The following is a 15,389-nucleotide window of genomic DNA, read 5'->3' as shown; positions in this document are numbered from 1 at the left end:
AAGCGCACAATTCACCTGAGGAAGGCCGAAATTATGGCCGGATCAAGGGAGTTGAAGCAGCGACCGCTGTTGCGGGAGCGACGGCCGGGAGCCGGTGTTACGGGATGACGACCACGGGCCGCTGCGCGCGCTTCGCGAGGCGCCCGGCCACCGACCCGAAGATCCGGCCCACGATGCCGTGCGTCCCGCCGACCACGATCGCGTCGGCCGAGTACTCCCGGCCGACCTCCTCCAGCTCGTGACAGATGTCGCCGCCGCGCTCGACGAGGATCCAGGGCACCTCGGAGAGGTGGTCCGCGCAGGCCAGCTCCAGGCCGAGGACCTCGGTGCGGTGGTCCGGCACGTCGACGAAGACCGGCGGCTCGCAGCCGGCCCAGACCGTGGTGGGCAGCCGGTTGGCGACGTGCACGATGATCAGGCCGGAGCCGGAGCGGCGGGCCATGCCGATGGCGTAGGCGAGGGCGCGCTCACTGGACGTGGAGCCGTCGAAGCCGACCACGACACCGTGCCGGAAGGCCGGGTCGCAGGCGTGGCGTGGCTGTTCCACCGCGAGGGGGTCGACCGTGGAGTCGGCGACGCGCTTGCGGTCCGCGGGTTCGGGGAATTCGTGACCGGCCATCGGTGTCTCGGCGAAGAAGGTCCTCTTGAGAGGGACGGAAAGGACGGGGAGCGGAACAACGGTTGGCGGCGGAGCTGTGTCCGGGAATCATCTTCCCAAGCCCATACCCCCAAGGGTACGGCGACACTCCTCTCGTGCCCAGAGGCGTCCGGAGCGGTGTCCGTACGGCGTTCCAGGGAGCATGCACGAGCCCCGCGCCGTCGCGCAATGCCGGATGTGCCCTACAGGTGTCCGTACGGGGGCCAAACGGACGGTGCGCGCAGTGACCGGAACGTTCCGCTCCTCGTTGCCACAGGTCACGCCACCGTCGCAGGGAGTCCGCCCGTGCCCGCACCGTCACCCGCAGAGACCACCCGCCGCACCACCCGCCGCACCGCCTCCGCCGCCCGCACCGCCTCCGCCTCCGCCGCGGCCCTCGCCTCCGCCGAGACCGTCACCGCCGTCGTGGTGCCGCCCGGCGCCGCCCCGGCGGCCCGGCCCCCGGGCGGGCGGGGGCGCCGCAGGGCGCCGGAGCCGGCGGGCGCTCCGGCCGACCCGACCGCACCGGCCGGGCCGGCCGGGCGCGGGGCGCCGGGCGGCCCGGGCCCCGACGCGGCGAGCGACGTGGTGCGGTGGGCGGTCTTCTGCTGCGTGCTCGTCCCGGTCGTACTGCTCGGCTACGGGACGTCGGTGGGCGGGGCGGCCGGCGCGGCGGTGGCCCTCGCCGCGGTCACGGCAGCCTGCCGGGTGCTGCTGCGCCGGTCCGAGCGCGGGCTGCGCGCCGAGGCCCGGGAGGGCCGCAACCGGTCGCGCGCAGCCGTGGACCACTCGCGGAGTTGACAGGGTCGCACAGCCGATCCCGTATGTTTTCAGCCAAGTTCCCGCCCCCGGCGAGTCGCCGCCCGAACACTGCTCAACCCGCGTAGTTCCAGGCATCGCCGCCCTGGACTGCGCTTCACGATCGAACGCTTCACGCCAAGTGGCCATGTCGACAATGTGCCGGAAGGAGAACTTGTCACGCCGGCGCCACGGGACACAGTAGATTCGATCATGGATACCGAAGACTGGGGTCTCGTGCAAAACCGAGGGGAAACGTGGCACAGCGACACGACCAGGGAGACGCCAACACCGAGGGGGGCTTAGCGTCATGAGCCAGGACTCTGCCGCACCGGAGGCGGCACGGAAGCTGTCCGGGCGCCGCCGCCGAGAAGTCGTCGCGGTACTGCTGTTCAGCGGTGGCCCCATCTTCGAGAGCTCCATCCCGCTCTCCGTTTTCGGCATCGACCGCCAGGACGCGGGGGTGCCGCGCTACCGGCTGCTGGTGTGCGCCGGCGAGGAAGGCCCCCTGCGGACCACAGGCGGGCTCGAACTCACCGCACCGTACGGCCTGGAAGCGATCAGCCGCGCCGGCACCGTCGTCGTGCCGGCCTGGCGCTCGATCACCTCGCCGCCGCCCCCGGAGGCGCTCGAAGCGCTCCGCCGGGCGCACGAGGAGGGCGCGCGCATCGTCGGCCTGTGCACCGGGGCGTTCGTCCTCGCCGCGGCCGGCCTGCTCGACGGACGCCCGGCGACGACGCACTGGATGTACGCGCCGACGCTCGCCAAGCGCTATCCGTCGGTCCACGTGGACCCGCGGGAGCTCTTCGTCGACGACGGCGACGTGCTGACCTCCGCCGGCACGGCGGCCGGAATCGACCTCTGTCTGCACATCGTGCGGACCGACCACGGCACGGAGGCCGCGGGCGCCCTGGCGCGCCGGCTGGTCGTCCCGCCGCGGCGCAGCGGCGGTCAGGAGCGCTACCTCGACAGGTCTTTACCCGAGGAGATCGGCGCCGACCCGCTGGCCGAGGTCGTCGCCTGGGCGCTGGAGCACCTCCACGAGCAGTTCGACGTGGAGACCCTGGCCGCCCGCGCGTACATGTCACGGCGGACCTTCGACCGCCGCTTCCGCTCGCTGACCGGCTCCGCGCCGCTGCAGTGGCTGATCACCCAGCGGGTGCTCCAGGCACAGCGGCTCCTGGAGACCTCCGACTACTCGGTCGACGAGGTCGCCGGACGGTGCGGCTTCCGCTCGCCGGTGGCCCTGCGCGGGCACTTCCGGCGCCAGCTGGGCTCCTCTCCGGCCGCCTACCGGGCCGCGTACCGGGCCCGGCGACCGCAGAGCGAGAGCGCGACGGCGGTGCTCGACTCGGTCGTCCCGGCCCAGGTCCAGGGGATGCCGCGGCGCCCCGGGCACCCGCTGGAGCACGGCAAGCCCGTGTCGGACGCCTTCGCCCCGGGCCGGCCGGCCCTTCCGGGCCAGCGCATGGCCCCGTAGAGACCGCGCGCCACAAGCCGCGCTCCGAGAAACCGAAGGGCCTCCGAGGACACCTCCCCGGGGGCCCTTCGGCCATCCCGTGCCCCCGGCGCACCGGGGGCCATAAGGTAGGACGCATGAACGATCGCATGGTGTGGATCGACTGCGAGATGACCGGGCTCTCGCTGACGGACGACGCACTCATCGAGGTGGCCGCGCTGGTCACCGACTCGGAACTGAACGTGCTCGGCGAAGGCGTGGACATCGTGATCCGCCCGCCGGACTCGGCCCTGGAGACCATGCCCGAGATCGTGCGCCAGATGCACACGGCCTCCGGTCTGCTCGACGCGCTCGCCGAGGGCACCACCCTCGCCGACGCCGAGGCCCAGGTCCTCGCCTACGTGCGCGAGCACGTGAAGGAGCCCGGGAAGGCCCCCCTGTGCGGGAACTCGGTCTCCACCGACCGCGGCTTCCTCGCCCGGGACATGCCGGCCCTGGAGAAGCACCTCCACTACCGGATCGTCGATGTCTCCTCGGTCAAGGAGCTGGCCCGCCGCTGGTACCCGAGGGCGTACTTCAACAGTCCGGAGAAGAACGGCAACCACCGCGCGCTCGCCGACATCCGCGAGTCCATCGCCGAGCTCCGCTACTACCGCGAGGCCGTCTTCGTCCCGCAGCCCGGCCCCGACTCGGAGACCGCGAAGGAGATCGCGGCCAGGCACGTCGTCACGGAGGACAAGCAGCTCTGAGGCACGCCGCTCGCGCTCACGGACCCCTCGGGGAAAACGTGTGCGCGAGCACCCCCTCAGACCCTGTAGACTTCTTCTCGGCCGGTCAGGGAAGCCCTCGGGCAGATGACCGGTCGTGGTGGGTATAGCTCAGCTGGTAGAGCACCTGGTTGTGGTCCAGGATGTCGCGGGTTCGAGTCCCGTTACTCACCCTGAAGATCGAGGCCCCGGTTCGGAAGAACCGGGGCCTCGATCGTTGTGGCGTCCGCCCTTCCGGGGCGTGGTCACGCCTTCACCCATTCACCCGTTCGGCCGAGACGCCGGGCTCGCCCCTGACACCCCGGTCAGCGGGTGACCACGCGGAGGGGCGACGGCCGGCGCGCCCCCTTTCCGGGTTCTGATTCCGGGTTCCGCCCCCGCCCGGGCCGGCCGGGCCCCGAAAAGGGGCGCGCCCCGGACGGCGGTGGGGGTGGATCCGTCCGGGGCGCGCGGTGTGGGGGGACCAGGGGGGCCGTACGACGACGGCTTGCGGCTACTTGTAGGCGGCGAAGGCCTTGGTGAAGGCGAGCGGCTGCTGGAGGATCGAGGAGCAGGTGGCGTCCGCGTAGTTCACCGCGCCGGCCGCGCACTGCTTGTCGCGGGTCGAGGACCACATCGACAGCCAGCCGATGCCCTTCGACTTCGCGAAGTCGACGAGCTGGGTGGCGTCGTCGACCTTGAAGACCTCGGAGGCGACGTCGTTGACGCCGATCATCGGGGTGACGGCGACGGCCTTCCAGGCGGCCGCGTCGGAGAGCCCGAGCACGCCCTTGACCTGGGCCTGGGTGGCGGTGGCGGCCGAGATCGCGTACTGGCCCATGTCGGCGCTGTAGGCCGGCCCGTAGTCCATCGCCATGATGTTCACGGCGTCCACGCGGACCCCGTTCCGCTTCGCGTCGGCGAGCAGGTCGACACCCGGCTGGGTCAGGCCCTCGGGCATGACCGGCAGGGTGAAGGAGACGTTCAGGCCCGGGTGGGACTTCTGGAGCCGGGCGATGGCCTGGGAGCGGCGCGTGTTGGCGGCGGTGTCCGGCAGGGCGGCGCCCTCGATGTCGAAGTCGACCTTGGTGAGCCTGTACTGGTCGATGACCTTGCCGTACGCGGCGGCGAGGGCATCGGCGCCCTGGCAGTTGAGCGCCAGCTCGTGGCCAGCCGCACCGCCGAAGGAGACCCGGACGTCGCCGCCCTTGGCCCGCAGGGCGCCGATCTGGGCGGCGACCTTGTCGGATGCCAGGTCGGTGACGCCTCCCCACAGCGGGGCGCAGCTGCCGCCGGAGGTGATGAAGGCGAGGTTGAACTCCTTGACGCCGGTCTGGTCGGCGGTGGCGAGGAGGTCGTAGGCCGGGTAGAGGGAGGTGTCGACGTAGGGGGCGAAGCGGGCCGTCCCGGCGGGGGCGGTGGTGGCGGTCGGCGTCGGCGTGGGGGACGCGGTCGCGGTCTTCGTCGGGGTGGGCGTGGCGGTCCTGGTGGGGGTCGCGGTGGCCGTGGGGGTCGCGGTCGCGGTGGGCTGCCCGGTGGGGCGGCCGCTCGGGGTGGGCGTGGGCCCGCCGGCGGAACAGGCGGCCTTGTTGATGAGGCAGTTGACGGGGTCACCGGCCGCGCCGGAGGCGGAGGTCACGAAGCCGACGGTGACGGACTGACCGGGGGCGAGCTGCTTGTTCCAGCTCGCGGGCTTCACGGTGACGTGACGGCCCGAGACGGTGTGCTCGCCGTTCCAGAGGGAACCGATGACCGTTCCCGCGGGGAGGTCGAACTCCAGGGTCCAGTCGGTCTGCGGGGCGGAGGTCTCGTTGGTCACGACGTACTGGCCGGTGTAGCCGCCGGTCCAGGAGCTGGTCCTGGTGTAGGCGGCGCCGACGGACGCGGCCTGGGCGGTGCCGGAGAGCGCGAAGGCCGCGCCGCCGATCACCGCCGCGGCGACGACCGCGCCGACGACCTTGGTCCTGCCGCTGGTCCTGCGCCGGTGCGAACTGGTGCCCATCGCGTGCCTGCCTCTGCGTGCCGGGGGTGGGGTGAGGGGTGCGGCAGCACGCTAGCGCCAGGGAAACGGACAAATACCCGCGAGTAGGCAGCGGTTGAGGATTCTTAGGGTCCGCTTAAGGAAGGCATCGGAGCGATTAAAGGTTCACCGGGCACGACGGCGGCCACGGCGCCCCGAGGGGGTCCGGGCGCCCCGCTCGCCCAGGCCGATCCAGATGCGGACCTCCGTGCCACCGAGCACGGAGTGCCCGATCCGGACGTCGCCGCCGGTCGACTCCGCCATGCGCCGGACGATGTCCAGCCCGAGGCCGGTGGAGCCGGCGCGACCGCTGCCCGCGCCGCGGGCGAGCGCGGCGGCGGGGTCGGCGATGCCGCGGCCCGCGTCGGAGACCAGGATGATCACGGCGTCGTCGCCGTTGTGGAGGTCGACGGAGAAGGCGGTGCCCTCCGCCGTGTGCCGGAAGACGTTGCCGAGCAGCGCGTCGAGCGCGGCGACGAGTTCGGGGCGCGCGACCGGGATGCGGACCGGTCGCTCGATCCCCGCGACGCGCACCTTGCGGTCCTCGTCCTCGGCGAGCGCCGACCAGAAGTCCATCCGCTCGCGCACCACTTCGGCCGCGTCGCAGCCGGCCACGGCCGTGGTGGCCTGGGTCTGCGGCTTGGCCTCGCGGGCGGTGCGGATGATGGTGTCGACCTCGCGCTCCAGCTGCTCGACGGCGGCCCGGGTCTGGTCGGCCGCCGGGCCGGAGCCCAGCGAGGCCGCGTTGAGCCGGAGCACGGTCAGCGGGGTGCGCAGCCGGTGCGAGAGGTCGGCGGCCAGTTCCCGCTCGTTGGCGAGCAGTTGGACGACCTGGTCGGCCATCGAGTTGAAGGCGACGGCGGCCGACTTCAGCTCGGGCGGCCCCTCCTCGCGCACCCGCGCGCCCAGCTTGCCCTCGCCCAGTTCGTGGGCGGCGCGGGCGAGCCGCTGGGCGGGCTGGACCATGCGCAGGCCGAGCCGGTCGGCGACGGCGACGGAGCCGACGATCAGGGCGATGCCGACCGCGGCGAGGACCAGCCAGGCGGTGGCGACGCCGTTGCTGACCTCGCCCTCGGGGACGAAGAGTTCGACGATCGCGACCTGTCCGGAACTGACCGCGGTGGGCTGGAGCAGCGCGGAACCGCCCGGCACCTCGGCGATGGTGGCCCGGCCGAGCGAACGGGTGGTGGCCAGGTCCTCGTCGCTGGCCCGCCGGGTGCCGATCTCCTCGCCCTCGCCGCCCGGTTCGCCGGGCGCCGGCAGGTGGACGGCGAGCCGGCCCTCGGCGCCGTCGTCGGTGGTGGCGACGGCCCGCTGCAGCTGTTCGCGGTCGGTGGTGATCGCGAGGACCGGCGCGAGACCGGCGGCGCGCCGCTCGGCGTTGGAGAACGCCCGGTCGCGGGCCATCTCCTTGACGACCAGGCCGAGCGGCACCGCGAAGGCGACCACGACCATCGCCGTCACCGCGAGCGACACCTTGACCAGGGCCCATCTCACGGCTGGAACTCCCCCGCGCCGGCCGGCGGCTCCAGCTTCACGCCCACCCCGCGCAGGGTGTGCAGATAGCGCGGGCGGGCGGCCGTTTCGCCCAGCTTCCGTCGCAGCCATGACAGATGTACGTCGATGGTCTGGTCGTCCCCGTAGGACTGCTGCCACACCTCGGCGAGCAGCTCCTTGCGCGAGACGACCACCCCCGGCCGGCCCGCCAGGAAGGCGAGCAGGTCGAACTCGCGCCGGGTCAGGTCGAGTGCGGTCCCGTCGAGCGCCGCCTGGCGGCGCAGCGGGTCGATGGCGAGCCCGCCGACCCGGAGCTCCCGGGAGGGCGGCGCCTCCCCCGCCGAGGCACGGGCCCGGCGCAGCACCGCCGCCATGCGGGCGGACAGGTGCTCCACGGAGAACGGCTTGGTGAGGTAGTCGTCCGCCCCGTCGTTGAGCAGTCGGACGATCTCCGCCTCGTCGTCGCGGGCGGTCGCGATGATCACCGGGACGTCGGTGATCCCGCGCAGCATCTTGAGCGCCTCGGCGCCGTCCAGGTCGGGCAGTCCGAGGTCGAGGATGACCACGTCGAAGCGGAAATGGGCGACCTCGCGCAGCGCCTCCAGGGCCGTGCCGACGCTTCTCACCGTGTGGGAGGCCTCGGACAGGTGCCGGATGAGGGCGGAGCGCACGAACTGGTCGTCCTCGACCACGAGCACACTTGCCATGGGCGGCACCGTACGCCATTCGGGGGATGGCAGTATGAGCCGGATGCGAAGAGGACTGGTTCACGCGCTGGCGTGGTCGCTCGCCACGGGCGCCGCGGTCACGCTCTCCTGGTGGGGCGTGCACACGGTGCTGGCCGGCACGGTCTACGACCCGCCGCGGGCCCTGCCGATCCCCTCGGACACGAGCGCCGTGATCGGCGACGCCGCCGCCGGGACGGACCCGTTGACCTCCTCGACCCGGCGCCCCGAGTCACCCTCCGCGACCTCGACGGCGGCGCCGACAGCCCGCCCGACGAAGACGGCGTCCACGGCCCCCGCCCATCGGCCCACCGCCCCGAGGACCACGCCGAGCGACCCCGGCGAGGGTGCGGGGAACACCGGCAGCGTCAAGAGCTACGGCACGGACGGCGGCCGGGTCGTCTTCGACCTCGGCCCGTCCTCGGCCGAGCTGGTCTCCGCCACGCCCGAGTCGGGCTGGCAGATGCAGGTGTGGAAGCAGCCCACGTGGATCCGGGTGACCTTCACCAAGGACGGCCGGGAGATATCCGTCTTCTGCCTGTGGCACGACACCGCGCCCCGCGTGGAGATCGACGAGCGCTGACCCCGCGCGGGTCCGGCGACTGCGGCGTTTTTCGCGCGTTCGCGGGACGGCAGGTGGACGGGGGGTTGCGGGGAGCGGCAGCTCGGCGCGGCCCGGCGGGGTCCGGCGGACTTCCCCGCGAGACGACAGCCGCGGCGCGGCCCGGCGGGGTCCGGCGGACTTCCCCGCCCCGGCGCAGGCCTCGCAGGTTCCGCGCGGGCCCCGCGGCTCCGGCAGGTCGGCTCGGCCCCCGCGGCTCCGGCAGGTCCGTGCGGGCCCCGCGGCTCCGGAAGGTCGGCGCAGGTGACCCGGCTCCGGGAGTCCGCGCGGTTCCGCGGGTCCGGGAGGGTCAGCGGAAGACGGATGCCGGCGGTACGGGCGAGGGTTTGGCGCTCGCGTCGGTGACCGGCGCCGCGCCGCCCGTGAAGTCGGCCAGCGCCCGCCCGTGCTCGACCCGCCCCGGATGCGGGTCGGTCGCGACCCGCCGGGTCAGCTCCGTCACCGGCAGCTCCCGGTCCGAGGCGAGCAGCACGGCGTTGCCGAAGCGCCGCCCGCGCAGCACGGTCGGGTCGGCGACGAGCGCCAGCTCGGGGAAGACGGTGGCGGCGGTGGCGATCTGGCCGCGCAGATGGGCCAGCGGCGGGCCGTCGGCGAGGTTGGCCGCGTAGAAGCCGCCGGGCCGCAGCCCCCGCCTTACCTCGGCCAGGAACTCCGTGCTGGTCAGGTGCGCGGGCGTGCGCGCCCCGCTGAACACGTCGGCGATGATCAGGTCCGCCCAGCCGTCCTGCACCTTGGCGAGCCCGGCGCGGGCGTCGGTGGAGCGGACCCGGATGCGGGCGGAGGCGTCGAGCGGCAGCTCCCGGCGGACCAGCTGCACGAGGGGTCCGTCGAGCTCCACGATCTGCTGCGTGGAACGGGGCCGGGTGGCCGCCACGTACCGGGCGAGGGTGAAGGCGCCGCCACCGAGGTGCACGACCTGGACCGGCTTGTTCGGCGGGGCGGCGAGGTCGGCGATGTGGCCGAGGCGCCGCTGGTACTCGAAGGAGAGGTGCGCGGGATCGTCGAGGTCGACGTGCGACTGCGGGGCGCCGTCGATGAGCAGCGTCCACCCGCGGGGCCGCTCCCGGTCGGGTATGAGTTCGGCGAGCCCACCGTCGACGGTCTCGACGACCGCGACGGCCCCCGCCGTCCGTTCCCGCTGCTTGTTCCTGGCCACGAGCCCCATTATCGGTGCACGCGCGGGACCGGGCTCAGCGGCAGCCGTCCGCCGCCTCGATCAGCCGGGCCGCCTGCCCCAGGGCGGCCCGCAGCATCGCCGGGTCGGTGACCTCGCCGCTGTCGCCGGGCGGCAGCAGCCAGTCCGCCGGACGCGGGGTGGCACCGTCCGGACCCGGTAGCTCCGGCAGCTCCGGCAGCCGCAGACCGCGCCCGTCGGTCCTGGTACAGGCGCTGCCCGGCATGTCCCAGCCCGCCGCCGTGCCGGGCGGCACCAGGAAGCCGAGCGTGTCGCAGGCGCCGTCGTGCAGCACGGGGCCGACCGCCGGCGCCCCGCCGCGGCGCAGGATGTCCACGGCCTCCAGGCCCTGCCGGGCCGGCACGGTCACCAGGTCGCAGTCCCCCAAGCTCTCGGCTTCGCCCGAGCAGCGGGTACCCCCGGCGCCGTACGACGCGAGGGACGCGCTGGCGTCCTGCGAAGGCATGTGCCGCTCGGTCGACTGCGACGCTCCGGTCTCCACCATGGGACCCCTCCTCGCTCAAGAGGAGACACGTTCCGTCTCTCCGCATGGTTCAACGCCCCTACGCGTCAACGGCTACGGCGGCACGCCGCCGCAAAGGATGGCAGTTCATGGCAGATCACGTGCGAGATATCCGATTTGTTGCCAAACCCTGCGTACGCGGCCGGTCACAGCAGGTACGTTCTTGCCCCGCCGGAACACCGGCAGCACCAGGAGAGGGCTCGGCCATGGCGTTGTCACGGGCAGTTCCCAATCTCGCCTTCCGCAGACTCCGCGGACAGCGCTCGCCGGCGGAGTTCGCCGCGATCGTCCGCCGGGCCGCGCGGGAGATCGGCGAGCAGGTCGCATGCGACGCCCGCTACGTCGGGCGCGTGGAGGCGGGCGAGATCCGCTGCCCCAACTACGCGTACGAGCGGGTCTTCCTGCACATGTTCCCCGGACTGAGCCTTGCGGACCTGGGGTTCTCTGCGCGGGAGGCCGTTCGCGGCCGGCGGCCGGCCGCCGTGGCGGCCGGGGCACCGCCGCCCCTCGCCATCACCACCCGGAACGATGAGGAGAGCGACGTGCTGCGTCGCGCATTCATGACCGGCGGCACCGCCACCCTGGCGACCGCCTCGCTGGGACTCGGCGGCGCCACCGTCGCCGCCGCCATCCCCGCCCCCCGTGGCGCCCACCGCGTCGGCGACGCCGAGGTCCGCGCCGTGGAGGACGCCGTACGGCAGATCCGTCTGCTCGACGACCGGCACGGCGCCGAGGGCCTCTACCAGCGGGCCACCCAGCCGCTGCGCACCGCCTACGCCCTGCTCGACGCGGGCGTCAGCACCCGCCGCTCCATGGCCGACCGGCTGCACAACGGCGCCGGCGAGCTGGCCATCTCCGTCGGCTGGCTCGCCCACGACTCGGGCCGCCTCGACGACGCCCGCTCCCACTACGCCGAGGCCCTCGCCACGGCACGCGTGGCCGGCGACGCAGCCCTGGAGGCGCACGCCTTCTGCAACACCTCGTTCCTGGCCCGGGACTGCGGCCGGTACCGGGAAGCGGTCCGCGCGGCGCAGGCCGGGCTGCGGGCGGCCCGGCCGCTCGCCTCCCACCGGCTGCTCGCCCTGCTCACCCTGCGGGAGGCCGGGGCGTGGGCCGGACTCGGCGACCGCTCCGCCTGCGCGCAGGCCCTCGGCCGCGCCCACACCCACTTCGAGCACGGCCCCGGCGAGGGCGACCCCGAGTGGATGTCCTTCTTCGGCGAGCCGGAGCTGGAGGCCCTGGAGGCCCAGTGCTGGTCGCTGCTCGGCGACTGGTCCCGTGCGGCCCGTCACGCCCAGCGCGCCACGGTCCTGCAGAACCCGCACTTCGCCCGCAACCTCGCCCTCTACCGGGCCCAACTCGCCGGCGACCTCGCGCACGCGGGCCGCCCCGACGAGGCCGAGGCCGAGGTGCGCCGGGTGGAGTCCTCCTTGAACGGCGTCGAGTCCGCCCGGATCCGCACGATGCTCGCGGAGACCCGGCGGGTCCTCGCCGCGTACTGACGAGCCCGCGTACCGCCGAGCCCACGTACCGCCGAGCCGGCGTCCTGCGAGCCCCGGCCCCGACGAGCGCCCCGACGGGCCCGTGCCCCGGCGGGGCCTACTGCTCGAGGTGCCCGGTGTCGTTCCAGCGCTCGATCGCCGGGTCGCCGTACGCCCAGCCCAGGACCGACAGGCTGGTGGGGTCGAGGCGGATCCGGGCGGCGAAGGACACGTCCTCGCCGAGCCAGCGGGCGCCGATGGAGCGCAGGATGTGCCCGTGGGCGAAGACCAGGACGTCGCGGTCGGCCGAGCGGGCCCACTCCACGACCCGGTCCGCCCGCGCCGACAGCTCGGCCAGGGTCTCCCCCTCGGGGACGCCGTCGCGCCAGATGAACCAGTCCGGCCGGCCGGCCTTGATCTCGTCCGGGGTCTTGCCCTCGTACGCGCCGTAGTCCCACTCCATGAGCGCGTCCCAGTTCTCGGCGCGCTCGCCGAAGCCGGCCAGGTCGCAGGTCTCCCGGGCCCGCACCAGCGGGCTGGTGCGCACCTCGACCCCGTCGAGGCCGGCCCAAGGGCCCCGCTCCAGGCGCGCGCCGAGGAGCTTGGCGCCGCGCCGGCCCTCGTCGAGGAGGGGGATGTCCGTCCTGCCGGTGTGACGGCCGGACAGCGACCACTCGGTCTGGCCGTGCCGGGCGAGCAGGATGCGCGGTGCCATGAAGGCTCCCTGGTTCTTCAGCGGGGCGTGTTCGGGATGCACCTCCATCATCACCCACGTGAACTCCCGGTGACCTCCGGGCGTCCTCCCACCGCGCCCTCGCGCGCGGGGCGGTCGCTCACCCCGTACGCGACGCGCCTCGCGGACCGGGTGATGACGGGCGGATCCCCGCAAAGCGCCCCGCTTGTCAGTGGCGGATGGGAGACTTCCGCGGGTGAGCGCATCCCTGGGCAGCGGTCCGCACCGGCCGCCGCAGACGACACTCCGGCATCAGCTCGCCGAGCTGCGCGGACCGGCCTCCGTGCCGCGTCCGCTGGACGCGCGGGCGCTGGCCGCGCTCGCCGCCAATCCCGGCTGCCGGCGGCGGGCGATCCTCGACGGCGCCGGGGTCGACAAGTCGGCGCTGGCCGCGAAGCTGGGCTCCCCCTCGGGCTTCGGCCAGTCGCAGTTCGCCATCGCCCGGGGCAATGCGTTCGAGGCCAAGGTGAAGGCGGACGGCGGGCGCGAGCTGCTGCGGCTGCTCGGCATCGAGGAGCCGTCGGGCGTGGACCTGCCGGAGCTCGCGGCCGCCGGGCCCCAGGGCCGGGCGGCCCGGACGGCGCTCGCGCTGCGCGAGGCGACGGCGGCGGGCCGCTGGGCGCTGCTCGACCATCCGATGCTGGCCCTGGAGGTGGCCGGCTCCCCGGTCTACCTGGAGCCGGACGCGGTCGTGGTCCACCCCGACGGACGGTGGACGGTCGTGGAGATCAAGTCCTTCCCGATGATCGACGGTTCGGCCGACGCGCCGAAGGTGGGCGCGGCGGCCCGCCAGGCCGCGGTGTACGTGCTGGCCCTGGAGCGGGTCGCGGGCGTCACGGAGGGCGCGGCGGTGGCGCACACAGTGCTGCTCGTCTGCCCGAAGGACTTCTCCAACCTGCCGACGGCCTCGGCGGTCGACGTGCGCAAGCAGCTGTCGGTGACGCGCCGCCAGCTGGCCCGGCTGACCCGTCTCGACGAGATCCTGGACGCGCTGCCGGAGGGCGTGAGCTTCGACGTGGCGGAGTGCTCGGCCGAGGAGCTGGCCTCGGCGGTCGAGTGCGTGCCGCACGCGTACGCGCCGGAGTGCCTGGCCGCGTGCGAGCTGGCCTTCCACTGCCGCGAGCGAGCCCGGGCCGCGGACGCCGTGACGGCGCTCGGCCGGTCCGTACGGGGTGATCTGGGCGGCCTGACGACGATCGGCGCGGTCCTGGCGGCGGCGCGCGGCGAGGAGGGCGATCCGGACGACCCGGCGGTCGCGGCGCTGCGCCGGGCGCGGGCGCTGCGGCGCGAGGCGCTGGCGGCGGCGCCCGCCCGGACCCCGCAGGAGGTCGTCGAGTGCGCCTGCTGACCGGCCTTCCGCGCGTCACGGCCGAGGAGGCCCCCGTATGTCGCTGATCTCCGCCCTCGCCCGTATGGAGGCCGTCGAGGCGGGCCGGGCACAGCCGCTCGCCACGGTCCGGCACCGGCATGTGTCCGAACGGCCGCTGGTCCTGGTGCCGTTGACGACCGCCGGTGAGGCGGGCGCGCCGCTCGGGGCACTGGTGGGCACAAACCCGGAGGAGCCGCGGCTGCTCGTCGTGCCGCAGCCGCGCGACCGCGACCTGCGGTTCGCGTTCCTCGCCGAGCTGGCCGGCGAGATCCTGCCGTACGTCGACTCCTTCGCCGGGACGGTGGAGGCTGCCGAGCGGTCCGAGACCGACCCGGAGACCGGGAAGAAGGTCAAGGTCGAGGTCGAGCTGTGCGCGGACGCCCCGCAGGTGGTGGTGCCGAGCCGGGCAGGCGTCGAGTACGTACGGCTCCTCGGCCGGTCCACGCGCTTCCGGCGGACCGCCGAGCAGGATCCGGAGACGCCGTTCCCGGCGCCGCCGCGGGTGCCGCTGCTCGGCCGCTGGCTGACCCACCTCGGGGAGCGGGCCCGGGTGCCCGGCTCCTCGCTGCTGGTCTCCGCGACGGACCTGCTGAACCGGCACTGGGCGACGGGGCAGTCCTCCCTGGAGGACCAGCACCTGGGGGCGTTGCTCGCCTGGATCGACGCCCCCGAGGGGGAGTCCGGCGCAGAGGCGGCGCTGCGCGCGGAGCTCGGGCGGGACGCGCAGGGACAGTTGTTGTGCCCGCCGGCCGGTCCGGCGACGGACCCGGCCTTCGACAACAAGCTGCTCGCGCCCGCGATCGAGCGCTACGACCGGGCCCGGCAGGCGCTCGGCGCGGCCGAGGACGGTCCGGCCGCCGAGGACGGTCTGGCCGCGCTGCACCGCGCCGAGGGGGAGGTCCGCCGGCTGGTCGTCTCCCAGCTGAAGCCGACCTGGGAGGCGGTGTGGCGGGCGCTCGACCTGCTGCGGGAGCTCCCGGAGGGTGCCCGGGTGCCCGACCGCTGGACCCGCGACCGCTGGTCGTTCACCGGTCAGCGGGACCGGATCGCCGCGGGCGAGCCGCCGCAGCCGCGCCGGGACGACGCCGTGACCGCCGCGCAGAAGCTGGCCGCGCGCGAGCAGGCACAGGGCCAGCTGGAGGCGCAGGAGGCCCTCGACGACCCGCTGGTGATGGCGGGGCGGCGGCTCGCGGGCGAGGCGTTCGTCGCGGAGGTCGTCGAGGTGACGATGGCGCGCACGGAGAAGAACCGCCCTCGTCCGCGGCTCACGGTCCGCACGGACGACCGGCCGCATCTGGGCGTGGGTGTGAAGGTGTTCCGCTCGCTGGACGGGAAGCCGCAGTCCGCCGAGTTCGTGGGGGTCGAGGACGACGGGGCGCTGGTCCTGCGGATCCTCGACAGGATGGGCCGCGCGAAGGAGCCGGCCGAGGGCTCGGTGCCGGAGAAGGGCGAGCGGATCGCCTGGACGCTGTTCGAGCACGAGCAGCGGGTGGGCGCGAAGCTGCCCGATCCCGAGGAGACGCCGTGGACGCACGGCGGTCCCCCGCGCTCCGACGTCGCCGAACTGCCCGACGCCATCACCCCCGAGGACATCCTGTGAGCCAC

14 protein-coding genes and 1 tRNA gene are annotated in these 15,389 nt (G+C 74.3%); 8 read left to right on the top strand and 7 right to left on the bottom strand.

From position 1 onward, the window contains the following. Positions 1-97: 97 nt before the first annotated feature. Complete coding sequence (locus tag AB0M16_RS07340) at positions 98-619, bottom strand: universal stress protein (RefSeq protein WP_365339775.1); 522 nt, start codon at positions 617-619, stop codon at positions 98-100. A 324-nt stretch (positions 620-943) separates the two neighbouring features. Here AB0M16_RS07340 and AB0M16_RS07335 point away from each other — a divergent pair, with 324 nt between their 5' ends. The 4 genes from AB0M16_RS07335 (at position 944) to AB0M16_RS07320 (ending at position 3,834) form a co-directional block, all read left to right on the top strand. Next, positions 944-1,438: a hypothetical protein gene (locus AB0M16_RS07335; protein WP_365339773.1), complete on the top strand. Its 495-nt coding sequence runs from the start codon at positions 944-946 to the stop codon at positions 1,436-1,438. Between the two features lie 307 nt (positions 1,439-1,745). Then, complete coding sequence (locus AB0M16_RS07330; protein ID WP_365339771.1) at positions 1,746-2,915, top strand: helix-turn-helix domain-containing protein; 1,170 nt, start codon at positions 1,746-1,748, stop codon at positions 2,913-2,915. Between the two features lie 116 nt (positions 2,916-3,031). Continuing rightward, on the top strand, positions 3,032-3,643 hold the full coding sequence (orn, locus tag AB0M16_RS07325) for an oligoribonuclease (RefSeq protein ID WP_365339769.1): 612 nt from the start codon (positions 3,032-3,034) through the stop codon (positions 3,641-3,643). A 118-nt stretch (positions 3,644-3,761) separates the two neighbouring features. Further along, a tRNA-His gene (locus tag AB0M16_RS07320) sits at positions 3,762-3,834 on the top strand. A 320-nt stretch (positions 3,835-4,154) separates the two neighbouring features. Here the strand turns inward: AB0M16_RS07320 and AB0M16_RS07315 are convergent. From AB0M16_RS07315 to AB0M16_RS07305, 3 genes are all read right to left on the bottom strand, one after another. Then, entirely contained in the window at positions 4,155-5,642 is a 1,488-nt protein-coding gene (locus tag AB0M16_RS07315) for a cellulose binding domain-containing protein (RefSeq protein WP_365339766.1), read from the bottom strand. A 144-nt stretch (positions 5,643-5,786) separates the two neighbouring features. Continuing rightward, entirely contained in the window at positions 5,787-7,157 is a 1,371-nt protein-coding gene (locus AB0M16_RS07310) for a HAMP domain-containing sensor histidine kinase (protein ID WP_365339763.1), read from the bottom strand. Further along, the gene (locus tag AB0M16_RS07305) at positions 7,154-7,864 is read right to left on the bottom strand and encodes a response regulator transcription factor (RefSeq protein ID WP_365339761.1); all 711 of its coding nucleotides are present in this window, start codon (positions 7,862-7,864) and stop codon (positions 7,154-7,156) included. The genes AB0M16_RS07310 and AB0M16_RS07305 overlap by 4 nt, the downstream gene beginning before the upstream one ends. 34 nt (positions 7,865-7,898) lie before the next feature. Here AB0M16_RS07305 and AB0M16_RS07300 point away from each other — a divergent pair, with 34 nt between their 5' ends. Next, positions 7,899-8,465, top strand: a complete 567-nt coding sequence (locus AB0M16_RS07300) for a hypothetical protein (protein WP_365339759.1) — start codon at positions 7,899-7,901, stop codon at positions 8,463-8,465. Between the two features lie 328 nt (positions 8,466-8,793). Here the strand turns inward: AB0M16_RS07300 and AB0M16_RS07295 are convergent, their stop codons facing one another. After that, positions 8,794-9,669, bottom strand: coding sequence for a fused MFS/spermidine synthase (locus tag AB0M16_RS07295; RefSeq protein ID WP_365339757.1), 876 nt, complete (start codon positions 9,667-9,669; stop codon positions 8,794-8,796). A gap of 25 nt (positions 9,670-9,694) precedes the next feature. Beyond that, positions 9,695-10,183 (bottom strand): hypothetical protein, encoded by a 489-nt coding sequence (locus tag AB0M16_RS07290; protein WP_365339755.1) that lies wholly within the window; start codon positions 10,181-10,183, stop codon positions 9,695-9,697. Positions 10,184-10,407: 224 nt separating this feature from the next. Between AB0M16_RS07290 and AB0M16_RS07285 the strand changes: the two genes are divergently transcribed. After that, entirely contained in the window at positions 10,408-11,703 is a 1,296-nt protein-coding gene (locus tag AB0M16_RS07285) for a tetratricopeptide repeat protein (RefSeq protein ID WP_365339753.1), read from the top strand. A gap of 97 nt (positions 11,704-11,800) precedes the next feature. Here the strand turns inward: AB0M16_RS07285 and AB0M16_RS07280 are convergent, their stop codons facing one another. Next, entirely contained in the window at positions 11,801-12,397 is a 597-nt protein-coding gene (locus tag AB0M16_RS07280) for a histidine phosphatase family protein (RefSeq protein ID WP_365339751.1), read from the bottom strand. A 214-nt stretch (positions 12,398-12,611) separates the two neighbouring features. Between AB0M16_RS07280 and AB0M16_RS07275 the strand changes: the two genes are divergently transcribed. Together AB0M16_RS07275 and AB0M16_RS07270 are read left to right on the top strand one after the other, a co-directional pair. Beyond that, positions 12,612-13,763, top strand: a complete 1,152-nt coding sequence (locus AB0M16_RS07275; RefSeq protein WP_365339749.1) for a hypothetical protein — start codon at positions 12,612-12,614, stop codon at positions 13,761-13,763. A 37-nt stretch (positions 13,764-13,800) separates the two neighbouring features. Further along, entirely contained in the window at positions 13,801-15,384 is a 1,584-nt protein-coding gene (locus AB0M16_RS07270; protein WP_365339747.1) for a hypothetical protein, read from the top strand. The last annotated feature ends 5 nt before the right edge of the window (positions 15,385-15,389 follow it).

The sequence above is a fragment of the Streptomyces sp. NPDC051921 genome, assembly GCF_040680975.1.
Taxonomy (GTDB): domain Bacteria; phylum Actinomycetota; class Actinomycetes; order Streptomycetales; family Streptomycetaceae; genus Streptomyces.
Note: the sequence above shows the minus strand (reverse complement) of the source record. Positions and strands in the feature narration are given on the sequence as shown.

What these genes read in the sequence shown, in the direction of transcription:
- AB0M16_RS07305 (WP_365339761.1), bottom strand. Translation starts at nt 7,864, where the DNA reads ATGGCAAGTGTGCTCGTGGTCGAGGACGACCAGTTCGTGCGCTCCGCC.
- AB0M16_RS07290 (WP_365339755.1), bottom strand. Translation starts at nt 10,183, where the DNA reads ATGGTGGAGACCGGAGCGTCGCAGTCGACCGAGCGGCACATGCCTTCG.
- AB0M16_RS07330 (WP_365339771.1), top strand. Translation starts at nt 1,746, where the DNA reads ATGAGCCAGGACTCTGCCGCACCGGAGGCGGCACGGAAGCTGTCCGGG.
- AB0M16_RS07270 (WP_365339747.1), top strand. Translation starts at nt 13,801, where the DNA reads ATGTCGCTGATCTCCGCCCTCGCCCGTATGGAGGCCGTCGAGGCGGGC.
- AB0M16_RS07280 (WP_365339751.1), bottom strand. Translation starts at nt 12,397, where the DNA reads ATGGCACCGCGCATCCTGCTCGCCCGGCACGGCCAGACCGAGTGGTCG.
- AB0M16_RS07340 (WP_365339775.1), bottom strand. Translation starts at nt 619, where the DNA reads ATGGCCGGTCACGAATTCCCCGAACCCGCGGACCGCAAGCGCGTCGCC.
- AB0M16_RS07300 (WP_365339759.1), top strand. Translation starts at nt 7,899, where the DNA reads ATGAGCCGGATGCGAAGAGGACTGGTTCACGCGCTGGCGTGGTCGCTC.
- AB0M16_RS07285 (WP_365339753.1), top strand. Translation starts at nt 10,408, where the DNA reads ATGGCGTTGTCACGGGCAGTTCCCAATCTCGCCTTCCGCAGACTCCGC.
- AB0M16_RS07315 (WP_365339766.1), bottom strand. Translation starts at nt 5,642, where the DNA reads ATGGGCACCAGTTCGCACCGGCGCAGGACCAGCGGCAGGACCAAGGTC.
- AB0M16_RS07295 (WP_365339757.1), bottom strand. Translation starts at nt 9,669, where the DNA reads ATGGGGCTCGTGGCCAGGAACAAGCAGCGGGAACGGACGGCGGGGGCC.
- orn (WP_365339769.1), top strand. Translation starts at nt 3,032, where the DNA reads ATGAACGATCGCATGGTGTGGATCGACTGCGAGATGACCGGGCTCTCG.